The sequence below is a fragment of the Nocardia sp. BMG51109 genome, from assembly GCF_000526215.1.
Lineage (GTDB): Bacteria > Actinomycetota > Actinomycetes > Mycobacteriales > Mycobacteriaceae > Nocardia.
Genome location: NZ_JAFQ01000004.1, coordinates 6,874,100 through 6,894,600 on the forward strand (window position 1 = coordinate 6,874,100; position 20,501 = coordinate 6,894,600).

Consider the following 20,501-nt stretch of genomic DNA (forward strand, 5'->3'; position numbering starts at 1 on the left):
TGCCCAGTTATGCTCGAAACATGTGTTCTCCCAGTGCGACGCTGACGGTGTGGGCCGGTTCCTGGCTGGCCGGCCACAGCGCGCCCGACGACGTGCTGGACGCGCTGCGGGCCTGGGCGCCGCGGCACGGCGTCGCCGCCGGTGATCCGGTCACCGGCGGGCGCACCGGGCTGCCGTGGCCGACCGCCGAACCGCTCGCGCCCGGTACGGGAATCATGATGCTGCTCAAGGTCATCCGCGAATCGCTGGACGATCCGGACGCCCGGCTGCGGCTGGTGCTACCGGTGCCCGGCGACGTCCGCGGCGTCCCGCCGGGCACCGAGTTCGCCACGGCGGCACTGGAAGCCGAGGAAGGCCTGCTGGCCGGGCCGCCCGGCGCGGAGGGCATCGGCCTGGTTCCACAGTGGTCCGCCGAGGACACCCTGCAGTGGACCGTCTATCACATCACCATCCCGGATCCCGTCCCCGATATGGCCCTGGGCGAGGCCGAGCACACGATGCGCGAGGCGGTCCGCGACGCCGCCGACGCGCTGATGCAGGTGCAGACCACGGGCGTCGGCACCGACGACATGGACCCGAGGGAACTGGTGGAGGCCGAACTGGCCGACTATTCCCGGCACATCTATCCGGACTCGGCGCCGCTGCGGGCCCGCCGCATCCTCGACACCGCCGACCACGTGGCGGCGATCCTCACCGTGGCGCAGCAGGCCCCGGCGTCTTCCCCTGCCTCGGCGAGCGCCATGCACGCACAGGAGACGCTGCTGCGCCCGCTGTGGGATGCGATCCGCGCCGCCCGGCTCGCCGCGGTGCACTCCGCCGCCGGCACACACTGAGGCCCGCAGCCCTTTTCGGCACGGCGCCTGCCCGCCGTCGCCTCCCGTGCGGCAGACCCTGGTGCGGCGCGCGACGCGCCCGCCGGTATCGTGCCCGACCCGGCCATCGCGCAGACACGAGGTGATACGGATGCGAATATCCCGCGCCGCGGCCGCGGCCCTGACGGCCGCGCTCGTCGGTCTCGGCACCTGTGCCGCGGCACCGGCGCACGCCGTGGTCGGCGGCGCCGACGCCGACGCGGCGGCCTACCCCTGGCTCGCCGCCCTCGGCACACCGCTCTACGCGACCCGGCCCGGCGGCCAGTTCTGCGCGGGGTCCCTCATCGCACCCGACCGGATCCTCACCGCCGGGCACTGCGGCGCACTGGCGAAGGTGCTGCCCGGCACGCGGGTCACCTTCGGCCGCACCGATGTCGCCGACTCCGCCGGAACCACCGTGGGCATCAAGGATGTTCGCATCCACCCGGGATTCCGGGTTTCGCCGTTCGGCGGCGACGCGGCCTTCCACGACGATGTCGCGGTGCTCACCCTGGCCGAGCCGGTAGCACTGCCCACCGTGAAGGTCGGTGCCCCGCACGGCGATTCGGCCGAGGTGCTGGGCTGGGGCGTCACCGCCGACGACGACTCCAACAGCCGCCTGCACGCCGCGACGATCCCCCTGCTGCGCGACGCCGACTGCGCCGCCTACGGCGCCGAATTCGATCCTCGCGAGGCGCTGTGCGCCGGCTCCCCGGCCGCCGACGCCGCCCAATTCGACAGCGGCGGACCGGTTCTGGTGGACGGCACGCTGGTCGGCGTCGTCTCCTGGGGTAAGGGCAGCGCCGAGCCCGGCTATCCCGGCGTCTATGCGCGGGTGCCCGCACTCGATTTCTGAGTTCGCCGGCACGGTGGACCACAGTGCGGTGGACTACAGTATCGACATGGTCCAGCCGGGCGCACCCGCCGCGCCACGGTCGATGACCGCCCCCGCGCCGCTGCGGCCCACGCCCGATTTCGGTCCCTGGGACACCGCACGCGGCTGGTGGGTCACGCTCGTGCTCACGGTCGTCGGCGCGGTCACCCGGTTCTTCCGGCTCGACTACCCGACCGGCGGCGGCGCGCCGGTCTTCGACGAGAAGTACTACGCCTCCCAGGCATGGGAAATCCACACCGGCGCAGCGGGTGTCGAGGACAACCCGGGCTACGGTCTGGTCGTCCACCCGCCGATGGGCAAGTTCCTGATCGCCGCGGGCGAGGCGCTGTTCGGCTACGGTCCCTGGGGGTGGCGGTTCGCGGCCGCCGTCGCCGGCAGCCTGCTGGTGCTGCTCGTCGTCCGCATCACCCGCCGCCTCGCCCGATCGACGATGATCGGCGCCATCGCCGGAATCCTGTTGATCGCCGACGGTGTCAGCTTCGTATCCTCGCGCATCGGCATGCTCGACGTCTTCCTGGCGCTGTTCGCCACCGCGGCGCTCGGCTGCCTGGTCGTCGACCGCGACGACGTGCGACAACGGATGGCCCACGCCGATCTGGCGGGACGCACCGCGTCGGGTCTCGGCCCGCGAATCGGGGTGCGCTGGTGGCGATTCGGCGCCGGCGTGCTACTCGGACTGGCGTGCGCGACGAAATGGTCGGGCGGGTATTTCCTGGTCTTCTTCGTCGTGCTCGCGCTGGGGTTCGACGGGGCCGCACGGCGGGCCTACGGCGTGGCCCGCCCGTGGCTGAGCACCGTCGCGCGCGACCTGGTCCCGGCGCTCTACGCGCTCGCCGTCGTTCCGCTCGCCGTCTATCTGGCGTCCTACGGCGGCTGGTTCGCCGCCGAGACGGCGGTGTACCGGCATGTCGCCGGGGTACAGATCGGCGGCGACGGTCCCTTCGCCGTCGTCCCGGACGCACTGCGGTCGCTGTGGTTCTATCACGGCGAAATGCTCGGCTTCCATACCGGGCTGACCAACTCCGCGGGCAACCATCACGAGTGGGAGTCCAAGCCGTGGGCCTGGCCGATGAGCCTGCGGCCGATGCTGTACTACCTGCCCGACCCGGCGCACAGCACCGGATGCGGTGAGCCCAAATGCATCAGCGCCGTCATGCTGCTGGGGACGCCGGCGATCTGGTGGCTCGCGTTCCCGGTCCTCGGCTGGGCACTGTGGCGCACCGCGGTCCGGCGCGATGGGCGCTATGCCGCCCTGCTCACCGGATACGGCGCCGCCTGGCTGCCCTGGTTCGGCGCGCTGGACCGGCAGATGTACTTCTTCTACGCCACCGCCATGGCTCCGTACCTGGTCATGCTGCTGGCCCTGGCACTCGGCGAGATCCTCGGCAGGGCGGAGGATTCCTTCGAGCAGCGCCGCACCCGTTTGCTGCTGGTATGCCTCTATCTCGGCCTCGTTCTGGCAAATTTCGCCTGGATCTATCCGATCCTCACCGCGATCCCGCTCACCTTCTCCACGTGGCTGCACGAACTGTGGTTACCCAGTTGGCGCTGATTCGGATCGGACACACCGCGTCCGGACGTACGCTGACCCTAGTCACCGGTAGCCGCGGCATGCCGGGCCTCGGCCGGTGGCGAGCTGATCAGTGATGAGGAACTGATGACCGTGCCGGAACCGACCGTGACGTCCTCGACCGTCGTCTCCGCCGACGGCACCACCATCGCCTATCTCACCGTCGGCCGCGGGCCCGCCCTCGTCGTCGTGCCCGGTGCGCTCTCGGTGGCCGCCGGATACCTGGACTTCGCCCGAGCGCTCGGGGAACAGTTCACCGCGCATGTCGTCGAGCGCCGCGGGCGCGGCCGCAGCGGCCCGCAGGGACCGGAGTACCGCATCGACAAGGAGCGCGAGGATCTGCTCGCCGTCTGCGACAAGACGGGGGCGCGGTTGCTGGTGGGGCACAGTTACGGCGGGCTCGTGGTGCTGGAGACCGCGCGCGGCTGCCCCGATATCCGCAAGGCCGCCGTCTACGAACCGGGACTGTCGATCGACCGGTCCGTACCCACCGGCTGGATGTCCGCCTACGAGCGAAACCTGGTCCGGGACAGGCCGTTCGACGCGTTCGTCGAATTCGCGCGGGCGATGGGCCCCGAATCCGCCCGCCGCGCGCCGCGCTGGCTGATGCGCCGCATGATGCCGCTGGCGCTCCGGGGCCCGCAGCGGAGCATCGTGCTGGGCCAATTGACGGAAACCCTGCGTGAGCATCGCGAGATCGCCCGGCTCGACAACACCTACCCGGCCTATCGCGAGATCGCGGCGGAGGTGCTGATCCTGCAGGGTGGCAGGGACCACACCACACAGGCCGATATCGACCGCGCCACCCTCGAATACACCATTCCGCACTGCACCGGGCACCTGTTCCCGGACCTGGACCATTTCGGTATCGATAAGGGCGACCCCGGACGCGTCGCGGGCATCGTCGGCACCTTCTTCGCCGGCTGACCCCGTCGCGCCGGCCCGGGGCGTTTCAGCCGCGGCGACGCGGTGGCTCGCAGCAGCCGACGACGCACGGTGCGCCGTCGGTGGTGCAGCCGTATCCGGGCACGGTCCCGAGCCGGCGCGGCGCCACGCCGGACAGATGCTCCCCCACCAACTCCGCGATCATCCGCGCGAACCGCGGATCCGTCCCCGGCGTGGCGGCGCGGGCGAACGCCATACCGAGTTCGGCGGCCTTCTCGGTCGCCTCGTTGTCCAGGTCCCAGATCACCTCGAGATGGTCCGACACGAAACCCACCGGGCACACCACCACGGCGTCGATTCCCTTGGCCGACAACGCTTCCAGGTGGTCGACGATATCCGGCTCCAGCCACGGCACCTGCGGCGGACCCGACCGCGACTGCCAGACGACGTCGAAGTCGTCGAATCCCGTTGCGCCGGCGCACAACCGGGCCGCGTCGACGACCTGGCGGCCGTAGAGATGCCCGCCGTCGTCCGGCGGCCCGGCCGCCGCATCGGCCGACACCGGGATCGAGTGCGCCGTGAACACCAGCCGCACCCGATCGCGCCGGTCGAGGGGAATCCGCTGTACCGCGGCGCGAATCGCGTCGGCGAAGGCGTCGATGAACAGCGGGTGATCGAAGAACTGGCGCAGCTTCACCAGCCGCGGCGCCGACTCCCCGGCCGCCGCCCGCGCCCGCACGATGTCCTCGTCGTACTGTCGGCACCCCGAATACCCGCCCCAGGCCGAGGTTGGAAACGCCAGGGCCGCACCGACTCCGTCGTCCCGCATCCGCGCGACGGTGTCCTCCACCATCGGATGCCAGTTGCGGTTGCCGAAATAGACCGGCAGTTCGATGGCCTGCCGGCCGAATTCCGCCTCGACGGCCGCGATGATGTCGCGATTCAGCGCGTTGATGGGCGAGACGCCACCGAAATGGTGGTAGTGCTCGGCGACCTCGGCCAGCCGCTCCGGGGGAACGCCACGACCCCGAGTGACGTTCTCCAGGAACGGCATCACCTCCTCGGGCCCCTCGGGCCCGCCGAAGGACAGCACCAGCAGCGCGTCGTACTCCATGCCCACCTCAGTTCGCATCCAAGCCGTCATGGTCCGGACGACGCGGCCCGGTCACCGCGCGCCGACTATCCGCTCAGTTGGCCGACCAGTTCTCCGGGAACCAGGTGTTGTGGCTGGCCCCGCCGTCGACGTAGATGATCGACCCGGTGGTGCCGGGCAGCCAGTCCGACAGCACCGTGACGATCGACTTGGCCACCACGGTCGGGTCCTCGACGTCCCAGCCGATCGGCGACGCGCCGTCCCAATAGGTGTTCAGCATGGTCAGCTGCTTGGCGTCGTCGGTCGCGGTGCCGGCGATGGCCTTGGCGGCCAGCGTCTTGATCGGACCGGCGGCGACCAGATTCGAGCGAATCCGCTTGGCCTCGCCCACTTCTCGCGCCACGTACCGGTTCACCGACTCCAGCGCGGCCTTCGCCACGCCCATCCAGTTGTAGTAAGGCAGCGCGGTGCGCGGATCGAAGTCCATGCCCACGATCGAGCCGCCCTCGTTCATCGCCGGCAGCACCGCCCGCGCCAGCGACGCGTAGCTCCACGCCGAGATCTCGAACGACTTCGCCGCATCCGGGCCCGGGCCGTCCAGGAACGGCTTGGCCTCCGGGCCCATCAGGGTGCGCGGCGCGAACGCGATCGAGTGGAGCACACCGTCGACACCCTCCGGCGCGAGTTCGCGAACCTTGTCCGCCAGCGCGGCCAGATCCTCCTCGCTGGTGACGTCGAGGCCGATGGCCGGGGGGATCTCCTGCGGCAGCCGCTTCGCGATCCGGTCGATCAGCCGCAGCCGCTCGGGAATGCCGGTGATGATCACCTTCGCGCCCTGCTCCTGCGCCACCTTGGCGGCGTGGAAGGCGATCGAGGCGTCGGTGATGATGCCGGTGATGAGGACGGTCTTGCCCTCGAGCAATCCGCTCATGAAATTCGGGGTCTCCTGTTCGGGGGTCTGGTGGATTCGTGCGCCGGTACGCCGACAGTCTCGCCGAGCGCGGAACGCCGGGTGCGGCCCTGGATGCTCAGTGGCCCATGCCCAGACCGCCGTCGACCGGGATGATCGCGCCGGAGATGTACTGAGCATCGTCGGAGGCCAGGAAGCTGATCGCCGCGGCGACGTCGTCCGTGCTGCCCATCCGCCCGGCCGGGATCGCCTTCAGCGCGGTCTCGCGCATCTCCTCGGTCATGTCCTGGCGGGTCATGTCGGTATCTATCAGGCCGGGAGCCACGACGTTGGCGGTGATATTGCGCGAACCGATCTCGCGGGTGATGGCGCGGGCCATGCCGATCAGCCCGGACTTGGCGGCGGCGTAATTGACCTGTCCCGGAACGCCCATGGTGCCGACGACCGAACCCAGGAAGATCATCCGCCCGAACCGCGCCCGCAGCATGGCCCGGTTGGCCCGCTTGGCACACCGCCACGCACCGGTGAGGTTCGCATCGATGACGCGGGCGAACTGCTCTTCGCTCATCCGCATCAGCAGCGTGTTGTCCACGATGCCGGCATTGGCCACCAGCACCTCGACCGCCCCCTGGGTGGCCTCCACCTCGGAGAACGCCTCGTCGATCGAATCTACGTCGGTCACATCGCATTTCACGCCGAACAGGCCGTCCGGCACCCCCGATCCCCGATGCGTGACCGCGACCCTGTGCCCGTCGGCGGCGAGCCGCTGGGCGACCGCGAGCCCGATGCCGCGGTTGCCTCCCGTCACCAGTACCGATCGGGATGTGAAGTTCGACATGGCTGTAAACCTACCTTCTCCTCGGGGCCTATCGCGCACTGGCCGCAGCCTCTCGAGACACGCCCCAAAGGAACGGTCCCGCGCTCTCCTCCGGGTCCCACCCGGGAACGGCGCTCACGGGGCCGGCGAACGAGTGCGCGGTTCGCCCGCGATCCGCTACGGCAGCCGCTGCCGGTAGAGCAGTCCGGCGACCGCACCCGCGGAGGTGAGCAGCAGACCGATCAGCAGCCACGGCCGGCTCGCATCACCCATCTGCATCTCGTAGCCGATCTGCTTGTCCAAGGTGTCGTACACGGCGTTGAGTTCCTCGAGCGAGGACGCGGTGTAGAAGTCGCCGCCGGAGATCTTGGCGATCTCACGCAGCGAATCGTCGTCCACCGCCACCCGGACCTGTTGCGCGCCACGGCCGTCCGGGTCCGGGATCTCCACGCTGCCCCACGTCGTGCCGAACGAGATGGTCGACACCGGAACGTTCTTCTGCTTGGCCGTGCGGGCCGCGACGAAGCCGTGCCGGGGATTGTCGACGTCCTTGTCGTCGGGCACGGTCTGCTTACCGTCGGACATCAGCACGATCCGGGCCGGCGGCGGGGTCCCGGCGCCGCCGAGCACCGACCCCAGCGTCTCGATGGCCTGCATGGCGCTGAAGATGCCCTCACCGGTCGCGGTGCGCTCGGACAGCTTGATGTTGTTGATGGCCGCCTTCACGGCCTCGCGATTGGTGGTCGGCGACACCTGCACCGAGGCCGTGCCCGCGAAGGTCACCAACCCGAGATTGATTCCGGGAGTGAGACCCTCGGCGAAATCGCTGGCCGCCTCCTTGGCCACCTGCAGGCGCGACGGCGGCACGTCGGTCGCCTCCATCGACAGCGACACGTCCATCACCAACATCACGGTGGCGCGGTTGCGGGGCACCTTCTTGGCGGCCTGCGGGCCGGCCGCCGCGATCGTCAGCAGCACCAGGCCGACCAATATCAACGCCACCGGCACGTGCCGGAAGCCGCTGGGCCGCTTGGGCGCGACCCGCTCCAGCGTCTCCATATTCGCGAACCGGAGCAGATGCTGCTTGCGCCGGCGCTGCACCACCACGTAGAGCAGTGCGATCGCGGCGACGACGAGCAGGAACGCCAGCCAGGCGGCGGCGGTGAAATGCGAAATACTCACTGTCGAGGGACCTGACCGGACGGGGCGCCGAAGGTGTGGCGCCGGGTGGACACGAACCGGACGACGTCGGCGATCCAATCCCGGTCGGTGCGCAGCGTCAGCACCGGGGCTCCGCTGCTGCGCAGCGCCTGCTCGACCTGACCGCGGTGCCGCCGCGCCGCGCGGGTGAAATCGCTACGCAGCGTGGGGGTTACGGTGAACTCCCGGGTGCGGCCGGTCTCGGGATCGTGCAGCACCACGTCACCCACGTCGGGCAGTTCCAGATCCAGCGGATCCAGCACCTCCACCCCGAGCAGATCGTGGCGGCCGGAGATGGCGCGCAACGACCGTTGCCAGTCGATGTCGCCGAGGAAGTCCGAAATCACCACGGCCAGACCGCGTTTGCGCTGCGGGCGGCGCAGCGACTCGATCGCGCCGCGCAGGTCGCCGCGCACGCCGTCGGCCGCGTGCGGGGTGGTGGCGATGTCACGCAACATCGCCTGAGCATGAACCCGCCCGCTGCGGGCGGGAATCCGGAACAGCCGCTCGCCGTTGGCGACGACGGCGCCGATCCGGTTGCCGCCGCCGCTGGTGAGGTAGGTGACCGCGGCCGCAGCGGCGACCACCAGATCCCGCTTCTGGCACAGCGCGGTGCCGAAGTCGAGGCTGGCGGACAGGTCGACCACGAGCCAGGTCTCCAGCTCCCGGTCGGCGATCATCTGCCGCACGTGCGGATGGGTGGTGCGGGCCGTGACCGACCAGTCCATCTGGCGCACGTCGTCGCCCGGCTGATACAGCCGGGCCTCACCGGGTTCGGACCCCGGGCCCGGGATCAGGCCCTGGTGGTCGCCGTGCAGCACGCCGTCCAGGCGCCGGCGCACGGTCAGTTCGAGGGTCTTCAGCGCGGCCGACAACCGCGGATCGTTCAGATTGCCGGAGCGGAACGAGGGCGGGGCCGCACTGTGCTTCGTCGGTGGGACCTTCGGTGAATTCGTCACTGGCGCAACCGAATCCGACGCTCCGGTCACTGGTGCTGCGGTGGCTGCTGACCGGCGGCCTGCTGACCGTTCGGCGCGGGCGGCACCGGCGGCTGCGGCGCGTCCGGCTGCTGCGGGCCACCGGGCTGCGGCGCGGCCATCGCGGGCGCGGGCATCGGCGGCGCCACCGGCGCCTGGCCCTGCCCGGGCACGTTGGCCTGCGGCGACACCTGCGGCAGGCCGACGGTCTGCAGCACCCGGCGGATCACGTCGTCGGGGCTCACCTCGTCGGCGAGCGCGTCGTAGGACAGCACCAGGCGGTGGCGCAGCACGTCGGGCACGACCTCCACCACGTCCTGCGGCACCACGTAGTCGCGGCCGCGGATCAGCGCGACAGCGCGCGCGGCCGAGATGATGCCCAGGCTGGCGCGCGGCGAGGCGCCGTAGGCCACCCATCCGGCGACGTCGTCGAGCCCGAACTCGGCCGGCTTGCGGGTCGCGGAGATCACCCGGACCACGTAGTCGACCAGCGCGTGGTGCACGAAGGTGTTGGCGGCCAGCTTCTGCAGCCGGATCAGCTCGGCCGGCTCCAGGATCTGCTTGGGCTCCGGCGGCGTGACGCCCATCCGGTAGATGATCTCGCGCTCCTCCTCCACCGAGGGGTAGTCGACGATCACCTTGAACAGGAAGCGATCGCGCTGCGCCTCGGGCAGCGGGTACACGCCCTCGCTCTCGATCGGGTTCTGGGTCGCCATGACCAGGAACGGATCGGGCATCGGGAAGGTCTTGCCGCCGATCGACACGTGCCGCTCGGCCATCACCTCGAGCAGCGCCGACTGCACCTTGGCCGGCGCGCGGTTGATCTCGTCGGCGAGCACGAAATTCGCCACCACCGGGCCCAGTTCGGTATCGAACTCCTCGCGGCCCTGCCGGTAGATGCGGGTACCGACGAGGTCGGTGGGCACCAGGTCGGGGGTGAACTGGACGCGGGAGAACGTGCCGCCCACGACCCGGGCGAAGGTCTCCACCGCGAGCGTCTTGGCGATACCGGGCACGCCCTCGAGCAGCACGTGCCCGCGCGAGAGCACACCGACGAGCAGCCGTTCCACCAGGCGGTCCTGGCCGACGATCACTCGTTTGACTTCGTAGATCGCCTTCTCCAGGGTCTGGACATCGCGCTCGAGGGTGTCCGGTGTCGGCGCTTCCTTCGCCGAATTCACCGTGCTCACACCATCAGTCGAAGTCACAAAAATCCCCGCTTTCGCCTAGTCCGGCCTCGTGAGGCTCGCCGCTGCATCTGTAGTTCACCGCCCGGTGGCATCGTCGCCGCCTCCGCGGCCGATCCGACCCACCCGGCGTGTTCCCCACCACTATTCCAGGTCCGGCATTCTCCCCCAACGCCGCCAGGGGATTCCGACACGCCGCGCGCCGCGCAGTACACGCCACAAGTTCGAACCCTAACGCACGCGACGTCGTCGGCACCTGAGAGGACACTGGGAGTCGTCAGGTCAGCAGCCGGACCGCGTACGGCATGATGCCCCCCTCGCGCACCGGCGAAACCTTCACCACGTCGCCGGATTCGGGCGCCTCCACCATCTTGCCGTCACCCAGGTACATCGCCACGTGCTCGCTGCCGCCCGAACCCCAGAACAGCATGTCGCCGCGTTCCCGCTCGGCCACCGGAACCTGGGTGCCCATCGTGTACTGGTAACCGCTGTAGTGCGGCAACGAGATCCCGACGCCGGCGAACGCGTAGATCATCAGGCCGGAACAGTCGAAGCCGACCTTGTCGAAGTCGCCGTGACTGTCGGCGACTCCGCCGTCGCGGATGCCCAGGGTCGCGCCGCTCTCGTCGCCGCCGCCCCAGGCGTAGGTCACGCCCAGTTGCGACATCGCCCGGTCGACCACGGTCTCGATCAGTTCGGACCGGTCACCGGCCGGGCGATTCGGGGTCGGCATCGAGGCGTGCGGCGCGGGCGCGTTGTCCAGCTGGGTGTGCGGGCGCTTCCCCGCGCCCAGCTGCGCGGCCCGGTCCTGAGCCGTCCGGTCGGCGGATGCCCGCTGCGACGCCTGCTCGGCGGCGGCCTGCGCGGCCGCCTCCTCGGCCTGCCGCTGCCGGTCCCACGACAGGAATGCCTCGCGCTGCCCCTGCAGCCCCGCGACCCGATGCCGGGCCTCGTCGAGCCGCTGCTGCGCCGAATCCCGTTGCTGCATCAGTGCGTTGCGCTGCGCGGCCTGCTGTTCCTGCGCGGCCTTGGCGGCCACCACCGCCTGCTCCGCCTCCGCCTTCTTCTGCTCGGCGGCGGCCGCGGCGGCGTCGGCGACCTGTTTGGCCTGCCGCACGGCCGAATCCCGGTTGGCCTGTTCGATCTGCGTGCGGCGGAGCCGCTCCAGCGCGTCCTGTCTGCTCTTGGACGCCAGCTCGAGCAGCTGCGCGCGGTCCAGCGCGGCCGCCGGGTCGTCCCCGCCCAGCACGTTGACCAGCGAGCCCGTGCCGGGCCGGGTGTACGCCTCGACGGCGAACCGGTCGAAGTCGGCGCGGGCCCGGTCCACCTGGGCGCCCGCCGCGTCCAGATCGCGGCGGCTCGCCGCTACCGCGGCCGCCGCCGCGTCGGCCTGGGCCCGGGCGGCCTGCAGGTCGACCAGCGCCTTGTTCACCGACTCGCGCTTGCGGGCCACCTCGGTGTCGAGCTGCTGCAACTGCTGTTCGGCCGCGGCAACCTCGTTGATCAGCCCGCCCACCTGGGCGACGCCGGTGTCCACCTGCCCGTTGGCGTCGGCGATATCGCCTTCGCTCGGATTGGGTGGTGGCGGCGGCGCCGCATCCACCGCCGGCCCCCTCGCCGTCAGGGCGACGGCGCAGACGAGCAATCCGAGAGCGACCCTGACCGAGGCCCCCTGCCGCCTCCCCGGCACCCGCACCACCTCCCTGGATCCCGCTCCGGCCTCCGATGCAACGGCGTTCCATCGGAACTGCGCCGGCCGATCGGTGCAGCGGTCTCGCGCCACGAGCATCGGTCGGCCCCTGCAACCCTCCAGCCACTAGAAGCGCATATGACACTTCTTCCCCATCCGTGTCATTTGAAACCGTACGTCACATTGTCCACGGGGAAAACAAGGGCAACGGAATGCCAGGGCTGTAATTTACAGATAGCTCGCGGATAACCATAGGGCGACACGGATATACCCCGCAGAAACAGACCGAATATCCGGTCGCAGCGCGCCGACCCGGACGCGCCGCACCCCGGCCGGCCGACGCGGGGCCGACCCCGGCGCGCGGCCGCGCGCCCTACTCCACCGGAATGCCGCAATCAGGCGGCGAACGGCAATCGCGGTGCGAATCACCGGGAACCCGGCACCCCCGGCACCGGGACGACCGTCTAGGAGGCGTGCGCCTCGGAACCCTCCGGCGCCGTGGCCGGACCGCGCCGCGCCTTGACCCAGTACAGCCCGCCGATCACCAGCAGCGCCAGCACCAGCAGCGCGGCGGTCACGACGGTGGGCGACACCTGCTGCGGCGCCTCGAGCCGATCGACGAATATCCGTGCCGCCGTATCGGAATGCCCGACCTTCTGCCCCTTCGCCGGATCCTCGGCCCACTCCAGCCGCGCGCGCGGGATGGCATCGCTGTAGGTCCCGACCATGTCGTCGCTGAACACCGCGACCGTGCCGTGTTCCTGCTTGCCGACGGTCGTGGCCAGGTCGCGCATGTCCTCCTCGCGCCCCTTGTTGCCCTGCACCACCACGACGGTCAGCGGGATGCCGTGATCGCGGGCGTCGTCGACGATCGCCGCCAGCGCGCCTTCCTTGTCCTTCTGCCCCTTGGGCGTGGCGACGTGGTTGTCGGCCAGGTCCGCCAGGATCACGTCCAGGTCGGTATCGGGCGGTAGCGCCGCGGCTTCGGGTGTAAGAACCGAGGTGTCAAAGACGGTCATCTTCCATCCGGTCTGTCGAGCCGCCCAGCGGGCGACGGGCATCCAACACTGTCCAGGCGATCAGCTTGCTGACGACGGCGCCGCCGGACCGACTACCCGACGGGCTCGAGAGCACAGTACGCGACAGGAGGATGATGGTTACCGGCACGCCACGCGTTATGTGCCCCGCGCGTTTCATAGGACAAGCGTACTGTTAGAGTTGGCAGCACGAGGCGCACAGCCCCGAGACTGCGCCCTCGACCGAACCGCCGGCACAGCCCTGCCGGCGGTGACGCTCACCGGGACGGACGAACGGGATCCGAAGGAGGAAGTCATGCGCGACCACCTCGGTACCCATCCGTCCCAATTCGACACCGACGAGTGGAGCTGAACGTATGACGAGCATCGATACATTCGGTGCCAAGGGCACCCTCGAGGTCGGAGATCGGTCGTATGAGATCTTCCGCCTCTCCGCCGTGCCCGGCACCGAGAAGTTGCCCTACGCCCTGAAGGTCCTGGCGGAGAACCTGCTCCGCACCGAGGACGGCGCCAACATCACCGCCGATCACATTCGGGCCATTGCCGATTGGGATCCTTCGGCGGATCCGAACACCGAGATCCAGTTCACCCCCGCGCGTGTCATCATGCAGGACTTCACCGGTGTGCCCTGCATCGTCGACCTGGCCACCATGCGCGAGGCCGTCGCCACCCTCGGCGGCGACCCGAACAAGGTGAACCCGCTCGCCCCGGCCGAGATGGTCATCGACCACTCCGTGATCATCGACGTCTTCGGCCGCGAGGACGCCTTCGAGCGCAACGTCGACATCGAGTACCAGCGCAACGGCGAGCGCTACCAGTTCCTGCGCTGGGGCCAGACGGCATTCGACGACTTCAAGGTCGTGCCGCCGTCGACGGGCATCGTGCACCAGGTCAACATCGAGCACCTCGCGCGCGTCGTCATGGAGCGCAACGGGCAGGCCTACCCCGACACCCTCGTCGGCACCGACTCGCACACGACCATGGTCAACGGCCTGGGCGTATTGGGTTGGGGCGTAGGCGGTATCGAGGCCGAGGCGGCCATGCTGGGCCAGCCCGTCTCGATGCTGATCCCGCGCGTGGTCGGCTTCAAGCTGACCGGTGAGATCAAGCCGGGCGTCACCGCCACCGACGTCGTGCTGACCGTCACCGACATGCTGCGCCGCCACGGTGTGGTCGGCAAGTTCGTCGAGTTCTACGGCAAGGGCGTCGCCGAGGTGCCCCTCGCGAACCGCGCCACGCTGGGCAACATGAGCCCCGAATTCGGTTCCACCGCCGCGATTTTCCCGATCGACGATGTCACCATCGAGTACCTGAGGCTGACCGGCCGCACCGACGAGCAGGTCGCGCTCGTCGAGGCCTACGCGAAGGAACAGGGCCTCTGGCACGACGCCGATCACGAGCCCGCCTATTCCGAGTACCTGGAGCTGGACCTGAGCACGGTGGTGCCGTCCATCGCGGGACCGAAGCGCCCGCAGGACCGAATCCTGCTGTCGGAGTCCAAGACCGCGTTCCGCAAGGACATCCACAACTACACCAGCGACGCGGAGGCGCAGACCAGCGCCGATACCCCGCACTCGCACCTGGACGAGGCCATCGAGGAGTCGTTCCCGGCCAGCGATCCCGCCGTGCTGTCGTTCGCCGACGACGACGCCGTGCTGCCGACCGCCGCCAACGGCGCGGTGGGCCGCCCGTCGAAGCCGGTGAAGGTGCACTCCGAGGAGTACGGCGACTTCATCCTCGACCACGGCGCCGTGGTGGTCGCCTCGATCACCTCCTGCACCAACACCTCCAACCCGTCGGTCATGATCGGCGCGGCCCTGCTGGCACGCAACGCCGTCGAGAAGGGCCTGGCCCGCAAGCCGTGGGTGAAGACCTCGATGGCGCCGGGCTCGCAGGTGGTCAACGGCTACTACGAGAAGTCGGGCCTGTGGCCGTACCTGGAGAAGCTGGGCTTCAACCTGGTGGCGTTCGGCTGCGCCACCTGCATCGGCAACACCGGCCCGCTGCCGGAGGAGATCTCGCAAGCGGTCAACGACAACGACCTGTCGGTCACCGCGGTGCTGTCGGGCAACCGCAACTTCGAGGGCCGCATCTCCCCCGACGTGAAGATGAACTACCTGGCCTCGCCGCCGCTGGTCATCGCGTACGCGCTCGCGGGCACGATGGACTTCGACTTCGAGCACGACGCCCTCGGGAAGGACACCGACGGCAACGACGTGTTCCTGAAGGACATCTGGCCCTCGCCGCAGGAGATCCAGTCGACCATCGACCAGGTCATCTCCCGGGACATGTTCCTCGAGGACTACAAGGACGTGTTCAAGGGTGACGAGCGCTGGCGTTCGCTGCCGACCCCGGAGGGCAAGACCTTCGAATGGGCCGAGGACTCCACCTACGTCCGCAAGCCCCCGTACTTCGAGGGCATGCCGGAGAAGCCGGAGCCGGTGACCGATATCCAGGGTGCCCGAGTGCTTGCGTTGCTGGGCGATTCGGTGACCACCGACCACATCTCCCCCGCCGGCAACATCAAGCCCGGCACGCCGGCCGCGCAGTACCTGGAGGCCAACGGCGTCGAGCGCAAGGACTACAACTCCTACGGCTCGCGGCGCGGCAACCACGAGGTGATGATCCGCGGCACCTTCGCCAACATCCGGCTGCGCAACCAGCTCCTCGATGACGTCTCGGGCGGTTACACCCGCGACTTCACCCAGGACGGCGGCCCGCAGGCGTTCATCTACGACGCCTCGCAGAACTACCAGCAGGCCGGCATCCCGCTGGTCGTGTTGGGCGGCAAGGAATACGGCTCGGGTTCGTCCCGGGACTGGGCGGCCAAGGGCACCAGCCTGCTGGGCGTGCGCGCGGTGATCACCGAATCGTTCGAGCGCATCCACCGGTCCAACCTGATCGGCATGGGCGTGATCCCGCTGCAGTTCCCGGAGGGCGAGTCGGCCACGTCGCTGAAGCTGGACGGCACGGAGACCTTCGACATCGAGGGCATCACCAAGCTGAACGAGGGCGTGACTCCGAAGACCCTGAAGGTGACCGCCACCAAGGAGGACGGCCAGAAGGTGACGTTCGATGCCAAGGTCCGCATCGACACCCCCGGCGAGGCCGACTACTACCGCAACGGCGGCATCCTGCAGTACGTGCTGCGCAACATGATCAAGAGCTGATACAGCTACAGCTCTGCACGATGCCCCGGCGCCGGATCCTCTCCGGGCCGGGGCGCCACTGCTCACCGCTGGTGTCGGACGTGGTCTCGTCGTTCCGGCGAACGTCGGGATCGAGTAGCGAGGTTCGGCACGAACGTTGCGTCTCCGTCTCGGTCCCGGCCTTCACCGGGATGACCGCGCGAGGCGCGGTCAGTTTCGCCGCACACCCCGCTTGGAGGAGCCATGCCCAAGGTCAGTGACGACCACCTCGCCGCCCGGCGCAGCCAGATCCTGGACGGGGCGCGGCGCTGCTTCGCCGAATTCGGCTACGAGGGTGCGACGGTGCGCCGGCTCGAGGACGCCATCGGGCTGTCCCGCGGCGCGATATTCCATCATTTCCGGGACAAGGACGCCTTGTTCCTGGCGCTGGCCCACGAGGATGCCGCGCGCATGGCCGAGGTCGCGGCCAACCAGGGCCTGGTGCAGGTGATGCGCGACATGCTCGCGCGGCCCGAGGACTTCGACTGGCTCGGCACCCGGCTCGAGATCGCGCGGCGGCTGCGCACCGACGCCGAGTTCCGCGCCCACTGGGAACAGCGGTCCGAGGAGCTGACCGCGGCGACCATCGCCCGTCTGGAACGCCGCAAGGCCGCCGGGGCGCTGCGCGACGACGTGCCGACCGATGTGCTGCTCGGCTATCTCGATCTGGTGCTGGACGGCCTGATCGCCCGCATCGCGTCCGGGCACGCGAACGACAACCTCTCCGCCGTGCTCGATCTGGTGGAGGCCTCCGTCCGCCGCAAGCAGTGAGACGGGCGCGGGACCGCCGGAAATGACATCGCGTGCAGATATGCACGCAATGCCGGGCGGCATTCCATGCGAGTCCGCACGGAATGCGGGATCCGTAGCCGCCCAAGAACGTCCGGCAGCCGTGACACAGACCACGGACGGAGCGGAAATAGACGGGCATGTGCTGCCGGTTCGCCGGGGTATGACCTTTTCCGTGCCCGTCACCGTTCGCGGCTACGAAACCGATGTGAACGGCCATCTCAATCAGGCCGTCTACCACCAGTACGCGGAGCACGCGCGGTGGGAGGTGATGCGCGCCGCCGGGATCGTGCCGGAGAAGTTGCGGCCGGCGGGCGTCGGGCCGGTGGTCCTGGAATCGACCGTCCGGCACCTGCGCGAACTGCATCTCGGCGACGAGGTGTCGGTCACCTGCACGGTCGAATGGGGCGAGGGCAAGGCCTTCCGGATGCATCAGCAGATCGTCAAGCTGGACGGCACGGTGTCGGCCGAGTTCCGCGTCGTGCTCGGCCTGATGGATCTCACCGCCCGCCGGCTCGTGCCGAATCCCGTCGACCGGTTCCTGGAGCTCGCCGACTCCCGAGAGCTGTTGAATCTGTGACCGCCGGCGCCCCGCCACGGCGTTGACCGCTCAACTGAAAATCTTTCGGCGATAGCGTTTTACAGTCGGGGGCCGTCTCCCCGGGCACCCGTAATTCTTCCGATGTGAACCGGCCGGCGCGACCACCGAGCTATGATCCAGGTCACGCTCGGCTTCCGTGGCAAACCGCGAGCAGATCGGAGACCAGCTCGATGACCGAAACTCTTCGCCCGTTCATCCCTGCCGCCGGATCGGCTCCGGACGATCGGGATCTCGTTCCCCCGTTGTCCGGCTATCTGACGGCAGAGTCCGAGCACACCGTCAGCGTCCGGGTCGGCGAGGGCACGTGGACCTTCGACCGGGCAGACATCTTGCGTCTCGATGTGCCGGAGTCCGGCCGATCCGACGGGGGCCGGCCCGAAGCTCCCGGCAGACCATCGGCCGACCGTCCGGTGCGGGTATGGGTCCGCCCCGGCGCCACAGCGGATTTCACGCAGCGCCGGCGCATCGACCTCGTCGACCGCCCGATGACGCTCGCCCGGCCGCACTCCCCGGCCCGCGGCGACGACCTGCTGCGCCGCCTGACCGAGGTGTGGGCCCGCCGCCTGCGGCTGCCCGGCACTCCCGGCATCGGCGGGGCCACCTTCACCTACTGCCAGACGCGAACTTCCGCGCGCAGCGACGACGGCACGGCCTGCGACAGTCTGGACTGAGGTCCCCATTCGATGGCCGCCCACCCGGCAGGTTCGGTCCTGATCGTCACCGAAACCGACGATCTGCACGCCGAGGCGATGGCGGCCACGCTGCGAAAACACCATCGACTCAACCCGATTCGCCTCGACATGCGCGAATTTCCGCGTGCCGGAGGCAGTTTCCGCCTCGATCGAGCGGGCACGGCGCGATCGCTGTCGCATCTGACCGGGCTGGACGACGTCACCTCGGTCTGGTGGCGGCGCCCGCACCGCTGCGCCGTTCCCACGAGCACACAGGGCGCCGACGACGACTACCGCCAGGCCGAATGCGACGGGTTTCTGCAGGGCCTGCTCTGGTCGATCCCTGCGGTATGGGTCAACGACCCCGGCGCCGACCGCACCGCCACGCGCAAGATCGTGCAGTTGGAGACGGCGCAGCGCAGCGGATTCGCGATCCCCGAGACGCTCATCACCAACGATCCGGACGAGGCCCGCAGCTTCGTCGACTCCCGCCGCGGCGCCGTGGTCTACAAGCGCACCGGGACCGGGCGCGCCGAATTCTCCGAGACCCGTCTGGTCGCACCCGCCGACCTCGACCGGCTGGGCACCATCCGCTCGGCGCCCACCACCTTCCAGGACTACATCGATGCCGAATGCGATCTGCGGGTGGTGTGGATCGACGGCATCGAATGGGCGGTGCGCATCGACTCGCAAGCCGGTGTGGGACGGGTGGATTCGCGCCTGGACACCTCGGTGGGTTTCGGCACCGCCCGCCTGCCGGCCGCGGTGAGCAAGTCGCTGGCCACACTGATGGGCGCGCTCGGTCTCACGTTCGGGGTCCTCGACATCCGGCTCGGCGTGGATGGCGAGTATTACTTCCTCGAGGTGAATCCCCAGGGCCAGTTCGCCTATCTGGAAATCAAGACCGGTCTGCCCATTTTCCGGAGCCTCGCCCATTACCTCGTGCACGGTGACGCCACCGTGCCGGGGTACTGAGTCACTGTCCCGCCCCGGGACACGCGGTCACTGTCCCGCCCCGGGACACGCGCCGACGCGAGACGTGCGCCCACATCCCGCGAGACACGTTGCCACGCAACGAGACTCGCGGCATGCGAGAGCAACGCCTACTTGCTGGCGGACTTGCGCCGATTCGCCCCACCCCGGCTGCGGAGTTGCACATGCGACTCCACCAGGACGTTGTGGATGAACCCGTACGAGCGCCCGGTCTCCCGGGCCAGCGAGCGGATGCTCGCACCGGCCTCGTACTGCTTCTTCAACTGGGATTGCAAGCGGTCTCGGGACTTTCCGGTGACGCGCGTGCCCTTACCCAACGTGGACTTCCCTTGTGCGGGCCTGTCACTCATGGCTTCCTCCGGTCGCCGTGCAGCCTCATTCCAGGCTAGACATTCGACTGTCGGTGATCAACGCCTCTTTGTGATTTAGCTCACCGATTTCGGTAATTGTCCAGGCCGGGCGACGATTTTCCACCCTGGGCGCCGTCCACAGGTACGACAACCACCCACTCGAACACCCGGGAGAACCCATGCGCAAGATCACCGCAGGACTGTTCATCGCCCTCGACGGCGTCGTCGAGGACCCGCAGGACTGGCATTTTCCGTACTACAACGCCGAGATGGGCGCCGCCGTCGACGCGCAACTCGGCGCCGCCGACACCCTGCTGCTCGGCCGCGTGACCTACGACGGTTTCGCCGACGCCTGGCCGGACCGCGAGGACGCCGGCGGCGAGGATGCCGCCTTCGCGAAGAAGCTCGGCGATGCCCGCAAGATCGTGGTGACACATCAGGAACCCGCCTTCACCTGGCGCAACTCCGAGGTACTGAAAGGCGAACTGCTGGAAGCGGTCACGGCACTCAAGCGGGAGCCCGGCGGCGACATCGGCATGAGCGGATCGGTATCCGTGGTGCGTCAACTGCTCGGCGCCGGATTGATCGACGAACTGCATCTCCTCGTGCACCCGATCGCGATTCGCAAGGGCCTGCGCCTGTTCGAACCCGCCGACACCACTCTGCCGCTGACGCTGCTGCGCTCCACCCCGTTCGAGACCGGCGTCGTGCACCAGGTCTACGGCCCGGGCGAACATCTGAGCGGCGGCTACGAGGATGCCGAACAGCATCTCGCACAAGACGACTGACGCCCCCGG

19 protein-coding genes are annotated in these 20,501 nt (G+C 69.4%); 10 read left to right on the forward strand and 9 right to left on the reverse strand.

Annotated features, from left to right (window positions below; all coding sequences use genetic code 11):
- Positions 1-20 precede the first annotated feature (20 nt).
- The 4 genes from D892_RS0132415 to D892_RS0132430 all read left to right on the forward strand — a co-directional run bounded on the left by D892_RS0132415 (position 21) and on the right by D892_RS0132430 (position 4,243).
- On the forward strand, positions 21-833 hold the full coding sequence (locus tag D892_RS0132415) for a hypothetical protein (protein WP_024805241.1): 813 nt from the start codon (positions 21-23) through the stop codon (positions 831-833).
- A 130-nt stretch (positions 834-963) separates the two neighbouring features.
- The gene (locus D892_RS0132420; protein WP_024805242.1) at positions 964-1,707 is read left to right on the forward strand and encodes a trypsin-like serine protease; all 744 of its coding nucleotides are present in this window, start codon (positions 964-966) and stop codon (positions 1,705-1,707) included.
- An 82-nt stretch (positions 1,708-1,789) separates the two neighbouring features.
- The gene (locus D892_RS0132425; RefSeq protein ID WP_024805243.1) at positions 1,790-3,298 is read left to right on the forward strand and encodes a dolichyl-phosphate-mannose--protein mannosyltransferase; all 1,509 of its coding nucleotides are present in this window, start codon (positions 1,790-1,792) and stop codon (positions 3,296-3,298) included.
- 105 nt (positions 3,299-3,403) lie between these two features.
- Positions 3,404-4,243, forward strand: a complete 840-nt coding sequence (locus D892_RS0132430) for an alpha/beta fold hydrolase (protein WP_024805244.1) — start codon at positions 3,404-3,406, stop codon at positions 4,241-4,243.
- 25 nt (positions 4,244-4,268) lie between these two features.
- On the opposite strand, the gene D892_RS0132435 is transcribed toward D892_RS0132430, so the two are convergent.
- From D892_RS0132435 to D892_RS0132470, 8 genes are all read right to left on the reverse strand, one after another.
- Entirely contained in the window at positions 4,269-5,315 is a 1,047-nt protein-coding gene (locus tag D892_RS0132435; protein ID WP_156960028.1) for a ferrochelatase, read from the reverse strand.
- Positions 5,316-5,388: 73 nt separating this feature from the next.
- Complete coding sequence (inhA, locus tag D892_RS0132440; RefSeq protein ID WP_024805246.1) at positions 5,389-6,225, reverse strand: NADH-dependent enoyl-ACP reductase InhA; 837 nt, start codon at positions 6,223-6,225, stop codon at positions 5,389-5,391.
- A 97-nt stretch (positions 6,226-6,322) separates the two neighbouring features.
- Positions 6,323-7,042 (reverse strand): 3-oxoacyl-ACP reductase FabG1, encoded by a 720-nt coding sequence (fabG1, locus tag D892_RS0132445; RefSeq protein ID WP_024805247.1) that lies wholly within the window; start codon positions 7,040-7,042, stop codon positions 6,323-6,325.
- A gap of 156 nt (positions 7,043-7,198) precedes the next feature.
- Positions 7,199-8,203: a VWA domain-containing protein gene (locus D892_RS0132450; protein ID WP_024805248.1), complete on the reverse strand. Its 1,005-nt coding sequence runs from the start codon at positions 8,201-8,203 to the stop codon at positions 7,199-7,201.
- Positions 8,200-9,180, reverse strand: coding sequence for a DUF58 domain-containing protein (locus tag D892_RS0132455; RefSeq protein WP_024805249.1), 981 nt, complete (start codon positions 9,178-9,180; stop codon positions 8,200-8,202). Before D892_RS0132455 ends, D892_RS0132450 begins: the two co-directional genes overlap by 4 nt.
- Before the next feature lie 26 nt (positions 9,181-9,206).
- Complete coding sequence (locus D892_RS0132460; RefSeq protein WP_232236220.1) at positions 9,207-10,388, reverse strand: MoxR family ATPase; 1,182 nt, start codon at positions 10,386-10,388, stop codon at positions 9,207-9,209.
- A gap of 274 nt (positions 10,389-10,662) precedes the next feature.
- Positions 10,663-12,075, reverse strand: coding sequence for an NlpC/P60 family protein (locus D892_RS0132465; RefSeq protein WP_232236221.1), 1,413 nt, complete (start codon positions 12,073-12,075; stop codon positions 10,663-10,665).
- Positions 12,076-12,539: 464 nt separating this feature from the next.
- Positions 12,540-13,094 carry a DUF6676 family protein gene (locus tag D892_RS0132470; protein ID WP_024805252.1) on the reverse strand — a complete coding sequence of 185 codons (555 nt, stop codon included), beginning with the start codon at positions 13,092-13,094 and terminating at the stop codon, positions 12,540-12,542.
- A gap of 374 nt (positions 13,095-13,468) precedes the next feature.
- Between D892_RS0132470 and D892_RS0132480 the strand changes: the two genes are divergently transcribed.
- The 5 genes from D892_RS0132480 to D892_RS0132500 all read left to right on the forward strand — a co-directional run bounded on the left by D892_RS0132480 (position 13,469) and on the right by D892_RS0132500 (position 19,336).
- Positions 13,469-16,282, forward strand: coding sequence for an aconitate hydratase (locus tag D892_RS0132480; RefSeq protein ID WP_024805253.1), 2,814 nt, complete (start codon positions 13,469-13,471; stop codon positions 16,280-16,282).
- A 222-nt stretch (positions 16,283-16,504) separates the two neighbouring features.
- Positions 16,505-17,071 (forward strand): TetR/AcrR family transcriptional regulator, encoded by a 567-nt coding sequence (locus D892_RS0132485; protein WP_024805254.1) that lies wholly within the window; start codon positions 16,505-16,507, stop codon positions 17,069-17,071.
- 193 nt (positions 17,072-17,264) lie between these two features.
- Positions 17,265-17,669, forward strand: a complete 405-nt coding sequence (locus tag D892_RS0132490; protein ID WP_232236222.1) for a thioesterase family protein — start codon at positions 17,265-17,267, stop codon at positions 17,667-17,669.
- Positions 17,670-17,860: 191 nt separating this feature from the next.
- Positions 17,861-18,361, forward strand: coding sequence for a hypothetical protein (locus D892_RS0132495; protein ID WP_024805256.1), 501 nt, complete (start codon positions 17,861-17,863; stop codon positions 18,359-18,361).
- Between the two features lie 12 nt (positions 18,362-18,373).
- Complete coding sequence (locus tag D892_RS0132500; protein WP_024805257.1) at positions 18,374-19,336, forward strand: hypothetical protein; 963 nt, start codon at positions 18,374-18,376, stop codon at positions 19,334-19,336.
- 128 nt (positions 19,337-19,464) lie between these two features.
- Here the strand turns inward: D892_RS0132500 and D892_RS42620 are convergent, their stop codons facing one another.
- The gene (locus tag D892_RS42620) at positions 19,465-19,704 is read right to left on the reverse strand and encodes a helix-turn-helix domain-containing protein (RefSeq protein WP_036567627.1); all 240 of its coding nucleotides are present in this window, start codon (positions 19,702-19,704) and stop codon (positions 19,465-19,467) included.
- Positions 19,705-19,883: 179 nt separating this feature from the next.
- Here D892_RS42620 and D892_RS0132510 point away from each other — a divergent pair, with 179 nt between their 5' ends.
- Positions 19,884-20,492, forward strand: a complete 609-nt coding sequence (locus D892_RS0132510) for a dihydrofolate reductase family protein (protein ID WP_024805259.1) — start codon at positions 19,884-19,886, stop codon at positions 20,490-20,492.
- The last annotated feature ends 9 nt before the right edge of the window (positions 20,493-20,501 follow it).